This window comes from Kitasatospora sp. NPDC058492, assembly GCF_042720685.1.
Taxonomy (GTDB): Bacteria; Actinomycetota; Actinomycetes; order Streptomycetales; family Streptomycetaceae; genus Kitasatospora.
Map to the genome: position 1 here is coordinate 17,251 of NZ_JBHXMU010000030.1, position 15,765 is coordinate 33,015.

General features: G+C 69.3%; 14 protein-coding genes. 4 read left to right on the forward strand and 10 right to left on the reverse strand.

All coding sequences use genetic code 11. The features are described from left to right. Position 1: 1 nt before the first annotated feature. The 8 genes from cydB to ACFWPI_RS20680 form a co-directional block, all read right to left on the reverse strand. The gene (gene cydB / locus ACFWPI_RS20645) at positions 2 to 1,027 is read right to left on the reverse strand and encodes a cytochrome d ubiquinol oxidase subunit II (protein ID WP_063348398.1); all 1,026 of its coding nucleotides are present in this window, start codon (positions 1,025 to 1,027) and stop codon (positions 2 to 4) included. A 19-nt stretch (positions 1,028 to 1,046) separates the two neighbouring features. Next, positions 1,047 to 2,591 carry a cytochrome ubiquinol oxidase subunit I gene (locus ACFWPI_RS20650; RefSeq protein WP_063348399.1) on the reverse strand — a complete coding sequence of 515 codons (1,545 nt, stop codon included), beginning with the start codon at positions 2,589 to 2,591 and terminating at the stop codon, positions 1,047 to 1,049. A 475-nt stretch (positions 2,592 to 3,066) separates the two neighbouring features. Then, positions 3,067 to 4,443 (reverse strand): oxygenase MpaB family protein, encoded by a 1,377-nt coding sequence (locus ACFWPI_RS20655; protein ID WP_380371403.1) that lies wholly within the window; start codon positions 4,441 to 4,443, stop codon positions 3,067 to 3,069. A gap of 4 nt (positions 4,444 to 4,447) precedes the next feature. After that, entirely contained in the window at positions 4,448 to 5,026 is a 579-nt protein-coding gene (locus ACFWPI_RS20660) for a Uma2 family endonuclease (RefSeq protein ID WP_380371400.1), read from the reverse strand. Between the two features lie 205 nt (positions 5,027 to 5,231). Further along, complete coding sequence (locus ACFWPI_RS20665; protein ID WP_380371397.1) at positions 5,232 to 6,191, reverse strand: LAETG motif-containing sortase-dependent surface protein; 960 nt, start codon at positions 6,189 to 6,191, stop codon at positions 5,232 to 5,234. Between the two features lie 174 nt (positions 6,192 to 6,365). Next, positions 6,366 to 7,973 carry a sensor histidine kinase gene (locus ACFWPI_RS20670; protein ID WP_380371395.1) on the reverse strand — a complete coding sequence of 536 codons (1,608 nt, stop codon included), beginning with the start codon at positions 7,971 to 7,973 and terminating at the stop codon, positions 6,366 to 6,368. A gap of 12 nt (positions 7,974 to 7,985) precedes the next feature. Then, positions 7,986 to 8,774 (reverse strand): response regulator transcription factor, encoded by a 789-nt coding sequence (locus ACFWPI_RS20675; RefSeq protein ID WP_244293403.1) that lies wholly within the window; start codon positions 8,772 to 8,774, stop codon positions 7,986 to 7,988. Positions 8,775 to 9,024: 250 nt separating this feature from the next. Further along, a complete protein-coding gene (locus tag ACFWPI_RS20680; RefSeq protein WP_380371392.1) occupies positions 9,025 to 9,498 on the reverse strand; it encodes a carboxymuconolactone decarboxylase family protein in 474 nt (157 codons plus the stop codon). 152 nt (positions 9,499 to 9,650) lie between these two features. Between ACFWPI_RS20680 and sigJ the strand changes: the two genes are divergently transcribed. Continuing rightward, a complete protein-coding gene (gene sigJ / locus ACFWPI_RS20685) occupies positions 9,651 to 10,574 on the forward strand; it encodes an RNA polymerase sigma factor SigJ (protein ID WP_380371390.1) in 924 nt (307 codons plus the stop codon). A 919-nt stretch (positions 10,575 to 11,493) separates the two neighbouring features. Next, entirely contained in the window at positions 11,494 to 13,695 is a 2,202-nt protein-coding gene (locus tag ACFWPI_RS20690; protein WP_380371388.1) for a transglycosylase domain-containing protein, read from the forward strand. Positions 13,696 to 13,751: 56 nt separating this feature from the next. Here ACFWPI_RS20690 and ACFWPI_RS20695 read toward each other — a convergent pair whose 3' ends face one another. Together ACFWPI_RS20695 and ACFWPI_RS20700 are read right to left on the reverse strand one after the other, a co-directional pair. Next, a complete protein-coding gene (locus ACFWPI_RS20695) occupies positions 13,752 to 13,952 on the reverse strand; it encodes a DUF397 domain-containing protein (RefSeq protein ID WP_363368129.1) in 201 nt (66 codons plus the stop codon). Between the two features lies 1 nt (position 13,953). Further along, a complete protein-coding gene (locus ACFWPI_RS20700; protein WP_380371386.1) occupies positions 13,954 to 14,814 on the reverse strand; it encodes a Scr1 family TA system antitoxin-like transcriptional regulator in 861 nt (286 codons plus the stop codon). 240 nt (positions 14,815 to 15,054) lie between these two features. Here ACFWPI_RS20700 and ACFWPI_RS20705 point away from each other — a divergent pair, with 240 nt between their 5' ends. Next, positions 15,055 to 15,417 carry an ATP-binding protein gene (locus tag ACFWPI_RS20705; RefSeq protein ID WP_371517817.1) on the forward strand — a complete coding sequence of 121 codons (363 nt, stop codon included), beginning with the start codon at positions 15,055 to 15,057 and terminating at the stop codon, positions 15,415 to 15,417. Further along, a complete protein-coding gene (locus tag ACFWPI_RS20710; protein WP_063348409.1) occupies positions 15,414 to 15,668 on the forward strand; it encodes a hypothetical protein in 255 nt (84 codons plus the stop codon). Before ACFWPI_RS20705 ends, ACFWPI_RS20710 begins: the two co-directional genes overlap by 4 nt. The last annotated feature ends 97 nt before the right edge of the window (positions 15,669 to 15,765 follow it).

Here is a 15,765-nt window from a genome sequence, read left to right on the forward strand (position 1 = left end):
GTCAGGCCTGGTCGAGCGCGGCGGCCGGGTTGTGCCCGGGGATGTGCTGGACGCCGATGCGCTTGCGGAACACCCAGTACGTCCAGCCCTGGTAGAGCAGCACGAGCGGGGTGAACACCGCGGCCACGATGGTCATCAGCTTCAGCGTGTACGGCGAGGAGGCCGCGTTGCTGACGGTCAGGCTCCAGCCGTCGTTGAGGGTGGAGGGCATGACGTTCGGGAAGAGCGCCAGGAAGAGCATCGCGACGGCGGCCACGATGGTCGCCCCGGAGAGGATGAACGCCCATCCCTCGCGGCCGAGTTGGTTGGCCGCCAGGGCTCCGACCAGGGCCAGCACGGCGATGATCAGGGCGGCCAGGCTGCGGCCGTTGCCGTTGTCGGCCTGCGTCCAGAGCAGGAAGGCCAGCGCCAGCACCGCCGCCACCACGCCCACCCGCAGGGCGGTGGCCCGCGCCCGGTCGCGGATGTCGCCGACCGTCTTGAGCGCCGCGAACACCGCGCCGTGGAAGGTGAACAGGCTGAGCGTCACCAGGCCGCCGAGGATGGCGTACGGGTTGAGCAGGTCCCAGAAGGTGCCGACGTAGTTCTTCTGCGCGTCGATGTCGACGCCGCGCACGATGTTGGCGAAGGCCACGCCCCACAGGAAGGCCGGGAGCAGCGAGGTCCAGAAGATGGCCTCCTCCCAGTTGCGCTGCCAGCGCGCGTCGTCGCGCTTGGCCCGGTACTCGAAGGCCACGCCGCGCACGATGAGGCAGACCAGGATGATCAGCAGCGGGATGTAGAAGCCGCTGAACAGGGTCGCGTACCAGTCCGGGAAGGCCGCGAAGGTGGCGCCGCCGGCGGTCAGCAGCCAGACCTCGTTGCCGTCCCAGACCGGGCCGATGGTGTTGATCAGGACCCGCCGTTCGGCGGTGTTGCGGGCGAGCGGCTTGGTGAGGATGCCGATCCCGAAGTCGAAGCCCTCCAGGAAGAAGTAGCCGATCCACAGGACCGCGATCAGTACGAACCAGACGTCGTGGAGTTGCATGTCAGATCCCCTGTGGTCCTCAGTAGGCGAAGGCGAGAGGCTTGTCGGCGTCGTCGTCCGAGGACGGTCCGCGCAGCGTCGGGTCCTTGGCGGGGGGCTGCTCGGTCACCACCGGGCCGGCCTTGGCGTACTTCACCAGCAGCCGGACCTCGACGACGGCGAGGATCGCGTACAGCAGGGTGAAGGTGGTGAGGGCGCCGATCTGGGTGCCGACGCTCACGTTGGGGGAGACCGCGCTCGCCGTGGTCATCAGGCCGAAGACGGCCCAGGGCTGGCGGCCCATCTCGGTGAAGATCCAGCCGAAGCTGTTGGCGATCAGCGGGAATCCCATGGTCAGGATGCCGATCCGCCAGCTCCACTTGGTGAGGAACGGACCCATCTCCCGCCCGGGGGTGAGCATCAGCCGGGGCACCTCGGTCTCGCCGGTGCGGAACTCGGGGCGCAGGAACTTCTTGCGCCGGGTGGTCCAGAGCCCGATCAGGCCGGCCACGAAGGAGGTCATCCCGAAACCGATCATGAGGCGGAAGCCCCAGTAGGTGACGAAGATGCTCGGGATGTAGTCCTTGGGGTCGCCGCCGTACTTGGCGGCCTCGGCGGCCGCGGTGTCGTTGATGCCGGGGACGGAGGAGTTGAAGTCGCTGTGGGCGAGGAAGGAGAGTATCCCGGGGATCTCCAGCTCGACCGAGTTGTGGCCCTTGCTGACGTCGCCGACCGCGAAGATCGAGAACGGCGCGGGCGACTGGGTGTCCCACAGGGCCTCGGCGGCGGCCATCTTCATCGGCTGCTGCTCGAACATGACCTTGGCGAGCGAGTCGCCGCTGAGCGCGGTGCCGGCGCCGAAGACCACGGCGAGGACGAGGCCGAGCCGCAGCGAAGTGCGCATCACGGCGGTCTTCTTGGGGTCGGCGTTCTCCGGCTTGCGCTTGGCCTTCCAGAGGTGGAAGGAGGCGATGCCGACCATGAAGGCCGCGCCGGTGAGGAAGGCGGCGGTCAGGGTGTGCGCCACCACGGTGAGGGTGGTGTTCTGGAACAGCACCTTGGCGATGTCGGTGAGCTGGGCCTTGCCGGTGGCCGGGTCGATCGAGTAGCCGACCGGGTGCTGCATCCAGGAGTTGGCCGCCAGGATGAAGTAGGCGGAGAGCACGGTGCCCAGGGCGACCATCCACATGCAGGCGCAGTGGATCTTCTTCGGCAGCTTGTCCCAGCCGAAGATCCACAGGCCGATGAAGGTGGACTCGAAGAAGAAGGCGATCAACGCCTCCATCGCGAGCGGGGCGCCGAAGACGTCGCCGACGAAACGGGAGTAGTCGGACCAGTTCATGCCGAACTGGAATTCCTGGACGATGCCGGTGACCACGCCCATCGCGATGTTGATCAGGAAGAGCTTCCCCCAGAACTTCGTGGCGTGGAAGTACTTCTCCTTGTTCGTCCTCACCCAGGCGGTCTCCAGCCCGGCCACGATGGCGGCGAGGCTGATGGTGAGCGGGACGAAGAGGAAGTGGTAAACGGTGGTGATGCCGAATTGCCATCGCGCGATGGTCTCGTGAGCGATTGCCAGCTCCACGTCGCCCTCTCTCCAACCGACCGGCCCTGTTGAAGGGCATGTTTCGGACAAACTTCATCTATAGCTGTAGACCGCTGCCCGACTACGCAAGCTTGTCCGCTTGTGAACGTGAACACGTTCACAAGGAGCAGTATCCATCATCCTTACGAAGGAATCGCAGGCGGGGTGGGGTTGACACCTTCGGAACGGTGCGTAGCCGTACGTAGCGGGGCGTGGCCTTGTGTGGCCGCATGTGACCGCGCGTGACCGTGCGGCGGCGGTGCAGTGGTGAACGCAGTGGCGGTGGGGACAGTCTGCGGAGCCGCCCACGGCCCTGACAACGAACGGCCGGGCAGCCGGCGGAGCGGTCTTGGCCGATCCGGCGCTTGACACGGCGGCGCCCACGCCGTCGCGGACGGCGTGGGCGCCTGGCGGGACCAGCGACCCCTGGTCCCGTCCTCGTTTCTCCGCTAAGCCCTTTAGCTACGTCCTCCCGCTACGCCCGGCCGAGGAGCTGGGTACCGGGGGTGGAGTCGGCGCGGGCGGTGAAGAACTCGGTGAACCCGTGCAGGAACTCCTCCACGGTGATCCGGCCGTCCCCGTCCACGTCCAACTGGCGGAACCCGTGCGACAGTTCGGCCGGATGGACGCGCGGTCCGCCGAACACCGCCCGGTACTCGTCCGCCTCCAGGAAGCCGCTGCCGTCGGTGTCGGCGGCGGTGAACACGGCCCGCAGCGCGGGCAGCAGCCCCTGCTCCAGATAGGCCGGATCCCGGTCGCAGCCCGCGACGGTGGCCGCCACGAACTCCTCCCGGCTCACCTTGCCGTCGCCGTTCGCGTCCATCGCCGCGCGCAGCTGCTCCCACCAGCCGTCGAAGGCCTGGTACACCCGCGCCTCGGCGGCCTCGTCCAATTCCAGCTGCCAGCAAACGTTGTGCGCCATCGCCCGCAGGTCGTGGACGGTGAGGAAGCCGTCGCCGGTCTGGTCCAGCACCTCACGGAAGAACCGGTCCACCCGGGACCCGCGCGCGTCCCGGCGCCGGCCCTGACGCGGCGGACGCCACCGGGCCGGAGCACCGCCCTGCTCCGGAGAGCGGTAGCGCACCCGGTCCGGCAGCAGCGGGACGACCGCGCCGGCGCCCCGGTGCAGCAGCCAGGACAACAGCGCGGCCCGCCGCGTCCGCACCAGCCCGAACCGCTCCCGCACCGCCGGCGGCAGATCCGCCACCGTCAGCGCCGTGATCGCCCGCGCCACCACCACCCGCAGCACCCGCCACCCGGCGTCACCGAGGAACCACAGCCGGCGCGGCCGCGGGGCCCCGCGCAGCATGTCCTCCAGCAGGTAGCGGGTCGCCTCGGTGAGCTCAAGCCGCTCGCGCGCCGCCCGGGCGAAGTACGCGGGCAACTCGGCGGCACTGGCAGGGAGTTCGCCCTCAGGCAGCCCGAAGGCCGCCACCGATCCGGTGAACTCCCGGTACGCCGACTCCAGTTGGCCGGCGTCGTACGGATCGCCGCCCAGCCGCCGCATCGCGACCACGCACTCGAACAGCGTCAGCAGCACCCACGCCCGGGTCGCCGCGTCCTCGGCGTCGTACGCCCGCCCGTCCGGCGCCGTCCCGCGGATCCGCTTGTGCGCCCGGTCCAGCCGCGCGACCTCCCGCCGCAGCGCCTCCCCGTCCTGGTAGAACAGCCGCCGCCCGCTCCCCAGCGTGTGCTCCACCCGCCGCCACGGATGCGCCTGGTACGTCGAGTGCTCGGCCATCCCGGCCCCCACCACCGGATCCGCCGCCTGCAACACCAGCAACCGCCACGCGACCAGCGCGACCCGCCACTCGGACAGATCCCGCCGGAACGACACCCCAGGACCAGCCACGGGATCAGCCACGGCGCTCACCGGTGATCTCCGGCCCGATCACGAACCCCTTCACGGGGCCCTCGGGGATCACGGCCTCCTCGCCGTACGGGATCCGGGTCGAGGCGGCGTAGGCACGGCGCTCGGGGTCGGGACGGGAAAGTACGGTCACGGTACCGCCGTGATCGTAGTCATCGATGATCACGTACACCGGAATGCCTGCGGAAGCGTAGGCGCGCGGCTTGAACTCCTGGTCACGGCGTTCGTAGCAGTCGGGCCACACGACCTCGGCGACAAGGGGAATCCCGGACGCCAACAGCCCCACACCCTCAGGGTGTTCGGCCGCCTTCGTGTCGTCCGGTGCCACGGCGAGGTCAGGTTTCATCACCTTCAAACCGGCGGTCACATACCGACCTTGCGTCGCCGTGTACCCCGTCCCGCGCAGGTGCTTCGTCAGGACCTTCCTGAGGCCACCTCCCACCGCTGCATGACGGAGGTCACCGATGACCGAGATGGTGATGCTGTCTTCGTCGATCTCCGCGCGCGTGTGCTTCGGGAGGGCCATGGTCTTCCAGGCCTTCCACAACCTCTGATCAGGGTCCATAGCGATCTCCCGGTGCGTGAGTGAGCACCTGGACCGTCGCACACGACCGAGGGGCCGGTTGGGTGAACGGTGGGGGTTCACCCGATCGGGGCGTTTCGGGCCCGGAAACGCGAAACCGCAGGGCGGGCCGGGAGGGGGCCTGCCCTGCGGTTCGGGGTGCTGTGGGGTCCGCGCCCTCCTCCCGAGCGGGCGCGAACCGGGTGGATCAGGAGGAGGAGCGGGCCGGCTTGCGGCGGGAGACGTAGAGGGCCGCCGCACCCAGGCTGAGGGCCAGGCCGGAACCCAGCGCCAGGTACGGGGTGGCCGGGTTGGAACCGGTCTCGGCGAGCTCGGTGGTCGAACCGGTGGTCGCCTTGGCCGTGGCGGCGGTCGTCGACTTGGTCTGGCTGCTCGCGGTGGTCGCCTTGGTGCCGGCGCCGGTGCCGTTGGTGGTGGTCGCGGTGGTGTCCGAGACCGGGGTGACGGCGGCGGGCTGCTGGGCCGGCTGCTCCGCCGGGGCCGGGGCGGGCTGCTCGACCGGCTTGTCGCTCGGCTTGTCCGCGGGCTTGTCGGCGGGCTTGTCGACCGGCTTCTCGGCGGCGGCCTTGGCGTCGGCGAGGGCCTTGTCCGCGGTGGCCTGGGCGGCGGCCGCGGTCTTGGTGGCCTCCTGCAGCCCGTGGAGCTTGCGCATCGCCGCGACCTTGGCGTCGTCCAGCGCCGTGCCGGCGGCAGTCACGGCGGCCTTGGCGTTGGTGTCCGCGTCGGTGGCGGCGTTGGCCGCGTCGAACGCCGCCAGCATCCGCACCCTGGCCGCTTCCAGTTCCTCCGGCTTCGCGGAGCGGTACGCGGCCGAGGCCTCCACGGCTTCGTTGTAGGTCTTCTCGTGGGCCGCGGCGGCCGTCTTGGCGGCGGCCTGGGCCTCCTGGAGCTTGCCGAGGTAGGGCTGCGGGTTGTTCATGAAGGCCGTGGTCTCGGCCTGCCCGGCGGCCTCGGCGGCGACGGCGGCCTGGTGGGCCTTGGCCGCGCCGGCGGCGGCCTTCTCCAGCTCCGCGATCGAGCCGGTGTCGTTCCGGGTCTGCGCCGTCGAAGCCGACTCCGCGAAGGCGGGTGCCGCGGAGAGCATGGCTGCGGGCGAGATCACGGCAGCGACGAGGGCGGCCGAGACCAGCGTACGGCGGAGTTTCACAATGACCCCTTTCGGGTCGGAAAGAAAGCAAAAGCCGTGTGCCGGGCCGTTATTGACGCCCCGACAGCGTTGATCATAGGCACACGGATTCTTTACGCTCCATGCCGTATTCCGGCAACGAAAACGGCCTTCCATTGCCTGGTCAGCAAGGGAATTGACGTGTCGACAATGCCGTCAGGAAGTCCGGTCACCGTTGGTGGGCAGTTCGACCCGGAACGTGGCGCCGGCGCCGGGAGCGGTGTCCAGGGTGAGGGTGCCGCCGTGCGCGTGGGTGAGCGCGGTGGCGATGGCGAGGCCGAGTCCGGCGCCGCCGCCGCCGTGCCGGCTGCGGGAGGCGTCGACCCGGTAGAAGCGGTCGAAGACCCGCTGGGCCTGGCCGTCGGTGAGCCCCGGCCCGGCGTCGGCGACCTCCAGCAGGCAGACGCCGCCCGCGCCGCCGACCCCGATCCGCACCGGGGTGCCGGGCGGGGTGTGCTTGACCGCGTTGCCGACCAGGTTGGTGACCACCTGGCGCAGCCGGGCCTCGTCGCCGAGGACGGGGGCCGCGCCGGGGGCGCCGGTGCCGGACGGGCCGGTGAGGGAGACGGGCCGGGTCGGGTCGAGGGCGGTGAGGTCGTGCAGCGCGTCCGCGGCGAGGGTGCGCAGGTCCATCGGGGCGAGGTCGAGCGGGCGTTCCTCGTCGAGCCGGGCGAGCACCAGCAGGTCCTCGACCAGGGCGCCCATCCGGACGGCCTCGCTCTCGATCCGGGTCATGGTCCGCTTGACGTCCCCGTCGGTGGGCAGCGCGCCCATCCGGTAGAGCTCGGTGAAGCCGCGGATCCCGGCGAGCGGGGTACGCAGTTCGTGCGAGGCGTCGGCGACGAACCGCCGCATCCGGGCCTCGGATTCGGCGCGGGCGGCGAAGGCGGCCTCGATCTGGGTGAGCATGCCGTTGAGCGCGATGGAGAGCCGCCCGACCTCGGTGCCGGGGGAGAGTTCCGGCATCCGGTGGGAGAGTTCGCCGTCGGCGATCCGGGCGGCGCCGGCCTCGATCCGGCGCAGTGGCCGCAGCCCGGCCCGGACGGCGAAGAAGCCGAGTGCGGCGATCAGCACCAGGACGGCGCCGCCGATCGCGAGGAAGGAGCTGCGCAGCTTGCCGACGGTGGCGTCGATGTCCGCGCGGGAGACGGCCACCATGACGTAGGTCGCGGTGACGGCGGGCGAGGCGTAGTCGCTGGGGCTGGCGGCGGCCGGGGCCCGGGGGGTCTGGATCGGCAGCACGAGCACCCGCCAGTTGTAGTGGCCGCGCTGGTCGGGCAGGTCGAAGGGGACGTCGGGTTCGGTGCGGGTCGGGTCGAGGCCGGCCAGTTGGGGCGCCGGGTCGCTGTCGGAGACGGGCTGGCGCATGACGGCCTGCACCTTGCCGTCCGAGGAGAGGTACTGGACCAGGTACTGGCTGGGCAGGGTGCTGCGCTTGCCGGTGACGGCGGGGCGCCCGGCCTCCGGGGTGCCGACCCGGACCGGGCCCTTGTGGGACAGCGGCAGCCCGTACCGCTGGAGCTGCTCGTCGAGTTGGTCGACCAGCTGCACCCGGACGGTGCCGAGGACGACGGCGTCGCTGACCGCCAGGCCGGTGGTGACCAGCACCAGCGCGAGCACCAGCAGCCGGGCGCGCAGGGACAGCCTTGACAACCGGGACAGCCCGGACAGCCTCGACAGCCGGGAGAGCGGCCGCCGGGGCAGGGGCAGCCGGGAGAGCGGCCGCCGGAACACCGACAGCCGGGTGGAGAGCCGGGCGGACACGGAGCGGACCGGTCAGCCCTGCGGGGGGCGGCGCAGCGCGTAGCCGATGCCGCGCACGGTGTGGATCAGCTTGGGGCCGTGGGCCGGGCCGGAGTCGAGCTTGCGGCGCAGGTAGGAGATGTACGACTCGACGATGGAGAGGTCGCCGCCGAAGTCGTAGGCCCAGACGTGGTCGAGGATCTGCGCCTTGGAGACCACCCGGCCGACGTTGGCCATCAGGTAGTGCAGCAGCTTGAACTCGGTCGGGGAGAGCGCGACGGGGGTGCCGGCCCGGGTGACCTCGTGGGCGACCGGGTCGAGGCTGAGGTCGGCGACGATGAGCCGGCCGTCCTCGGCGGGCCCGCCGGAGCGGCGCAGGATGGCGCGGATCCGGGCGATCAGCTCCTCCAGGCTGAACGGCTTGGTGACGTAGTCGTCGGCGCCCGCGGCGAGGCCCTGGACCTTGTCGCCGACGCCGTCCTTGGCGGTGAGGAAGAGCACCGGGAGGTGGTCGCCGGGGTGGCCGTGCACGGGCCCGGCGATCTGGCCGCGGTTGGTCCGCTCGCGCAGCTTCTCGACGACGGTGAAGCCGTCGAGGTCCGGGAGCATCACGTCGAGGACGACGAGGTCGGGGCGTTCGACGGCTATCAGGTCGAGGGCCTCGGTGCCGCTGGCGGCGGAGGCGACCCGGAAACCGGAGAAGCGCAGCGAGGCGGCGAGCAGTTCGCGGATGTTGGGTTCGTCGTCGACGACGAGGAGGAAGGCCTCGCCAGGGCCGCCGGCCACCGCGGACCCGCCTGGTGTGGTGACTGTGCCTTGCACGGGGCTTTCGCCTCCTGGTCGGACGATGGCGTTCAGCATGAGGCTAGCCCCCGGAGGCTATGCGGCATCGATGAATGTTGGATTAACACCTTATCGGTCGGTTTTTTAAGCACAAGGCCCCCAGCACAGGCTGGGTGGTATGCGCACGGACGGTAACGCCCCGCAAGCACCGACGGCCGAGAACCCGACGGCCGAGAGCCCGACGCCTGCGGCCGGGGAGACCACTCCCCGGCCGCGGAAGGGGCTCCGGTCAGGCGTGCTGACCGGGCCGGTACCCGCCGGCGGGCATCCGGGTGATCACGTTGCCGCGGTTGAAGGCGTTGATGATCGCGATGAGGGCCACCAGGGCCGCGAGCTGCTCCTCGTCGTAGTACTTCGCGGCGTTCGCCCAGGCCTCGTCCGTGACCCCGCCCGCCGCGTCGGCCAGGCGGGTGCCCTGCTCCGCCAGCTCCAGGGCGGCACGCTCGGCGTCCGTGAACACCGTCGCCTCCCGCCAGGCCGCGACCAGGTTGAGGCGGGTCGCCTCCTCCCCGCCGTGCACGGCGTCCTTGAAGTGCATGTCGACGCAGTAGCCGCAGCCGTTGATCTGGCTGGCACGCAGCTTCACCATCTCCTGCGTCGCGAACGGCAGAGCCGAGTCCACGATCACCTTGTTGGCCGCGATGAGGTGCTTGAGGACCTTGGACATGGTCTGGCTGGCGAAGGGGTTCAGTCGGGCTTCCATCGTGTGCTCCCTTGTCGTCGTCCGCTGGTGCCCTCTGAGACAGGACACCCCGGCGAGTCGTGACAGGCGTGGATGTGACCTGCATCACCATCTTCGCCGCGCCGTTGGATACCCTGCGGATACCCTGCTCGGCCAACCGGGGGAGGAGCTCCATGGCGGAATCGGCAGTTGCGACGGATGCGGCCGGCTACCGACCGCTGCTGTTCTCCGTCGCCTACGGGATGACGGGCTCCGTCGGCGACGCCGAGGACATCGTCCAGGACGCCCTCCTCGGCCTGACCCGGGCCGACCGGGCCGGGACCACGATCACCAACCTCAAGGCGTACCTGACCACGTCGGTGACCAGACTGGGCATCAACCACCTGACGTCGGCGAGGGTCCGCCGGGAGACGTACATGGGCGAGTGGCTGCCCGAACCCGTCGTGGTGACCGCCGACCACCCGGGGCCCGCCGAACACACCGAGCTGGCCGACGCGTTGTCGATGGCGTTCCTCGTCCTACTCGAAGCCCTCTCCCCCACCGAGCGGGCGGTGTTCATGCTCCGCGAGGCCTTCGGGTACGGCTACCCGGAAATCGCCGACGCCGTCGGCAAGTCCGAGGCCAACTGCCGCCAGATCCTCACCCGCGCCCGCAAGCGCCTCACCCCCTCCCCCCAGCCCGTCGACACCCGGGCGCGCAAGGCCGAGGCCGACGAACTCGCCCGCAGGTTCTTCGACGCCACCGAAGGCGGCGACCTGGACGCCCTGCTCCAAATCCTCTCCCCCGACATCGCCTTCCACGGCGACGGCGGCGGCAAGGCCCGCGCCCTCGGCAAGACCCTCACCGGCCTACGCCGCGTCGCCCAACTCCTCATAGGCGGCCTCCGCCGCAACCGCAAACTCGGCGTCACACTGACACCCGCCACCGTCAACGGCCGCCCCGGCGCCGCCTTTTATGACACCGAGGGCCGCATCGCCGGCGTGCTGGAACTCGACATCGCCGACGGCGCCATCCGGGCCGTCCACTCGGTGTCCAACCCCGACAAACTCACCCACCTCGGCCCGGTCTCCGACATCGCCCTGGTGAAGCCGAAGTGACCCTCCTCAGAGCTTCCACTGGATCGAAGATCCGTCCGGGCCCGTGTAGCCCACGGACTGCCCTCAGGCCCCGTCTCGACGGTGAACCACTCCCGACGGGGCCGGTTGCGGTCGAGCCAGGTTCGGTGCGCGGTCTCGATGGCCTGCCACAGGTCCCGGGGGCCGCTGACGGCGACGGTCGACGAGCCGTCGGGGTGGTCCTGCACCTGGGCCACGCCACCAACTCCGGCATTTGTCAGATGAATCCGAGGCATGACTCGTACGCTGGGCCGCCGCCTGACCCGTGGCGGGCGAGCACCAACATATATAGGGCAGCGAGGCGCGCTAGAAGACGATTTCCTGTTCCCTCAAGAACTCGTCCCTGATGCTTTCGATCAGGCTGCGCATCTCGTCACCGAACAAGGCCGCGCCCACGAACCCGTCGAACTTTCGGACATAGACCTCAACGTCGCGAGGGTCAGTCACGACCAACTCGGCACGAGGGGGCGGCGGCTTCGGCGCAGGAAGTCGGTTTGGCCGACTTCCTGTGCTGAGGGGACTCGGGCAGTGCCGTGACGTACCGTCAGCGACTGGGCGCGGGGCGCGTCGGGGCACTGTCGGTGGGGCCGGGCGGGGGCAGGTCGCGCAAGTCGGCGTCGAGACTCCCGGGCGTAGGCAACCTTTTGGGCCGCTCGCGGCATCTAAGTGGTGTCGGGGCTGCGAGAGGGGGAGGGCGCGGTAGGCGGGCAGGTGTGGTCCGTGGTCGTGCCACCGAGGGGGGGCTGAATTGGTTGCGGGTGGCCTAAATTTCTTATTGCGCTTATTTGGTGCGTATGCGACTTGATGTTTTGAAGTCGAATTCCGGTATCTGTTGCACAGCCGTGACAGCCACATGCGAAAAATCGTTCGACCAGCGAGGTGTGCGGGCTAGCATTCCTGGATGGAATCGAATCTCCCTCCGATATGGAATTCCTCCGACAGCGCGGCTCTCCCCCCGCCCCGCAAGGCGCCGCTTCGGCTGGCCCGCTTCGGTGGGATCTTCCTGGCGGCGAGCGTGGTGTCCGGTGTGCTGCTGGCGGGCCTCGCCCTGCCCGCCGCCGGCGGTTTCGGGCTGACTGCCAAGGGCACGGCGGAGGGCTTCGAAGACATCCCCAGCGACTTCAAGACCCCGCCGCTCACCCAGGCGACGCAGATCTTCGACGCCAAGGGCGGCCTGATCGCCAAGGTGTACGAGCGCGACCGTACCGTCCTCGCCCCTGACCAGATGTCGCCGTTCATGCGGCACGCCCAGGTCGACATCGAGGACGCCCGCTTCTACGAGCACGGCGCCGTCGACCTCAAGGGCGTGCTCCGGGCGATCGGCAAGAACGCCGAGAGCGGCACCGCCTCGCAGGGTGCCTCGACGCTGACCCAGCAGTACGTGAAGAACGTCAACGTCGAGAAGGCGGGCGAGGATCAGGCCGCGGTGCTGGAGGCGCAGCGCAAGACCCTGGGTCGCAAGATCCAGGAGCTCAAGGTCGCGATCAAGCTGGAGGAGGACCTGTCGAAGGACCAGATCCTCACCAACTACCTCAACATCACGTACTACGGGAACGGCGCCTACGGCGTGGAGGCCGCCTCCCAGCGCTACTTCAGCAAGAGCAACAAGGACCTGACCATCGCCGAGGCCGCCATGCTGGCCGGGCTGGTGCAGAACCCGTCCCAGTACGACCCGAAGCTGCACCCGGTGGCCGCGCAGAAGCGCCGGGACACGGTCATCGACAAGATGCTGGAGAACAAGCACATCACCGCGGACCAGGCCAAGGAGGCCAAGGCCGCCCCGCTGGGTCTCAACTTCAAGGATCCGCAGAACGGTTGCATCACCGCCACCGCCCAGGGCGGCATGGGCTTCTTCTGCGACTACGTCCGGCACGTGGTCAAGCAGGACCCGGCGTTCGGCCAGAGCGCCGCCGACCGCAAGAAGTTCTGGGACACCGGCGGCCTCAACATCTACACCACGCTGGACCCGGACAAGCAGGCCGCCGCCCAGAACGCGGTGACCGCCAACGTGAAGGTCACGGACAGCGTCTCGGCCGCCGCCACCATGGTCGAACCCGGCACCGGCAAGATCCTCGCCATGGCCCAGACTCGCCCGTACGGCCTGGACGCCAACAAGAACCAGACCGTCGTCAACCTCAACGTCGACGCGGCGATGGGCGGCGGCAACGGCTTCCAGCCCGGTTCCACGTTCAAGCCGGTCGTCGCGGCCGCGGCCCTGGAGGCGGGCCTGCCGGCGACCCAGGAGTACTCGGCCCCGAACAAGCTCGAGTACCCGACGATGAAGACCTGCGAGGGCACCTGGAAGAACCAGGGCCGGCCCAAGACCGTGGTGCCCAACGAGTCCGAGAACGAGAAGGGCCCCTACCAGCTGAAGCAGGCGATGGCCCTCTCGGTCAACACCTACTTCGTGCAGATGGAGCAGGAGATCGGCCTCTGCGCGGTCAAGCAGATGGCCAACAAGCTGGGCGTCACCAGCAAGGCCAGCGGCAAGCCGCTGGAGGAGGTCCCCGCGATGGCCCTGGGAGTGGAGGAGATGAGCCCGCTGACCATGGCCAACATCTACGCGACCTTCGCCGCCCAGGGCAAGCACTGCGCCCCGATCGCCATCAACAAGATCACCACCGTGGACGGCAAGGACGTCCCCGTCCCGGCCGGCCAGTGCGAGAAGGCGTTCTCCGATGACACGGCACGGGCGATGAACACCGTCCTGAACGGCGTGACCGAGAACAAGGGCACCGGCGCGGCGCTCAACCTCGACGACAACCGCCAGATCGCCGGCAAGACCGGCACCTCGGACCGCAAGCGGGCCGCCTGGTTCAACGGCTACACCCCGCAGCTCGCCACCGCCGTCTGGCTCGGCGGCCCCAACGGCGGCGTCGAGATGCGCAACCTCACCATCAACGGGAAGTACCGCACCGAGGTGTTCGGCGCGGACGGCCCCGGCCCGATCTGGCGCGACGCCATGAACCAGGCCCTGCACGGCACGCCCAAGCAGTCCCTGCCGATGGCCGACATCCCCGACCCGGCCCCCAAGACCGACCCGAACAACACCGGCACCGGCACCGGCGCCCCGGCCACCAACCAGCCCGACCCGCAGCACTGACAGCAGTCACACCGGCGGCCCCTTGCGAGCAGCAAGGGGCCGCCGGATCGTTTCGCTCAGACGTCGGCGGTCAAGTGGTCGAACTCCCCGGCCTTCGCGCCCTGGAGGAACGCGGCGAACTTGAGGGCGGTGGTGCGGACAATGACCTCGCCCTCGTCGGACTCCCGGAGTTCGACCAGCCCGGCGACCGCACGGACCTCGACACAGTTTTCGCTGGAGCTACTGAAGGACGACTTCTGCCATTGGTCTTGAGACATCTCAGCCTTTCAGGTTCTTGCCCGTGCGATGGATTAGATCTCGCGAATCCTCGCCGCTGAGGGCAGCCCTCTCGATGCGGTTGAAGACTTCACGATAGGACTCAAGCTCACTCGGGGCATCGAAGAAAATCGGGCCCTGCGATGACTCCACCTCGGCCGTATCAAGCTCGGGCACCTCCCCGGAGGTGTAGATGAGGCTCTCGACCGGTCCGGGATAGGTGTGGGCGGTGAAGGGAATGACGCGGATGCTTATGTCATCCCTGAGGGAGTCATCGATCAGGCTGTGAAGCTGCCCTCGCAGCACGTCGGTGCCACCGAAGCGCGTGAGCAAACTGGACTCATGTAGATAGGCTTCGAGCTTCTTCCGAGGGCTCTGAAGGACCCTCGTTCTGCGCTCCGATCGGAACGCGGCATGCAGATCGAGTTCGTCGGCAGGAAGTCGAGGGATCCGTCGACTGAAGATTCCTCGTGTGTAGTCGTCTGTCTGCAGAAGCCCCGGAAGGAACGTCGACGCGCAAACCCTGATCTTCGTTGCCGCGAAGTCCTCGTGCTCGGCGGATTCGAGGAAGACGTCGGGGATGTGGTTGCGGTACTGCTCCCACCAACCCTTGTCTCGCACTGTGATGATGCCGTTGAGGGCGTCGATGAGCGGCTGGTTGTAGCACTCACAGGCATCGGCGACTGTCCGGAGCCGGTCCACGCTGACGCTGGTCTTCCCGCTCTCCATCTGCGTCACCTGGGCAGGGCTCACTCCGAGCACGCGAGCAAGTTGGCTGCCTCCGAGGCCTGCTTGCTCTCTCATCTTTCGCAGTTCAGCGCCCAGGCGACGCTGACGAAGGGTTGGGTTGTGGCGACCTGGCATGGCGTCCTCTCAACATCCTGTGGGATCAGTGTGCCGCGTCGGCTGCGGCAAGGACCATCCGTCCCCCGGGAGAGGGATCTTCCTCGCAACTACCTAAATTTAAGTTCCGGTGCGCTATCGTCAACCTCAGATCGATCCGATGGATCGTCAGCAATGCCTGCTCGTCGGGCAGTAGGCGCCTGCTGCCCGCGCGCTGAAGGCATCCCCCCTCCCCACACCAGCAGCCTCGCGGAGGTTCCCGTGTGCACCCTCAACACCCCCTCGCTCGCGCTCGCCCGGCAGTCCCTGCGGGACGCCCTGACCCGCTCCGGGTGGGACGCCGAGACCATCTTCTTCGCCGAACTCGCCCTGGCCGAACTGGTCGTCAACGCCTGGCGGCACGGCAAGACCGCCTCCCCCGTCGTCCTCCTCTCGCTCCTCGACGGCACCCTCCGGGTCTCCGTCTCGGACGAGAGCGACGTCTTCCCCGAACGACGCCAGCTCCCCGCCCTGGCCACGACCGGCCGGGGGCTCCAGCTCATCGAGGGGCTCACGCACCGCTGGGGCGTGGACTCCCAGGAGCGCGGCAAAACGGTCTGGTACGAGCTGGACTTCGCCGCGTGAGCGCCGCCCGCGAACCCGTCGCGCCGGACGATCCCCGGATGCGCGACTACACCCAGCCCCAGATCGTCGCCCTGCTCGGCGAGGTACACCAGCGCGGGCGCTCCTACGGTCTCCTCTGGGGCTCCGCCTTCCCCCACGAGACCACCCTCGACGGCCGCATCCTCGTCGACTTCGGCAACGCCCCCGTGAGCACTCTGCTCAACCTCCTCCACCTCCTCCGCGACGTGGAACGGGACGAGGCGTGGGGGTGATGGGTTTCACCGCGGCTCTCAGCGTCATCGCGACCCTCAGGACGCCGCACCCCGACGACGACCGCAACGACTGGCGCTGAGCACACGCGAAGGCCCT

Bases quoted from the DNA above. Each gene is read 5' to 3' on its own strand.
- cydB (WP_063348398.1), bottom strand. From the start codon at position 1,027: ATGCAACTCCACGACGTCTGGTTCGTACTGATCGCGGTCCTGTGGATC.
- ACFWPI_RS20660 (WP_380371400.1), bottom strand. From the start codon at position 5,026: ATGGACCCTGATCAGAGGTTGTGGAAGGCCTGGAAGACCATGGCCCTC.
- ACFWPI_RS20680 (WP_380371392.1), bottom strand. From the start codon at position 9,498: ATGGAAGCCCGACTGAACCCCTTCGCCAGCCAGACCATGTCCAAGGTC.
- sigJ (WP_380371390.1), top strand. From the start codon at position 9,651: ATGGCGGAATCGGCAGTTGCGACGGATGCGGCCGGCTACCGACCGCTG.
- ACFWPI_RS20690 (WP_380371388.1), top strand. From the start codon at position 11,494: ATGGAATCGAATCTCCCTCCGATATGGAATTCCTCCGACAGCGCGGCT.
- ACFWPI_RS20695 (WP_363368129.1), bottom strand. From the start codon at position 13,952: ATGTCTCAAGACCAATGGCAGAAGTCGTCCTTCAGTAGCTCCAGCGAA.
- ACFWPI_RS20700 (WP_380371386.1), bottom strand. From the start codon at position 14,814: ATGCCAGGTCGCCACAACCCAACCCTTCGTCAGCGTCGCCTGGGCGCT.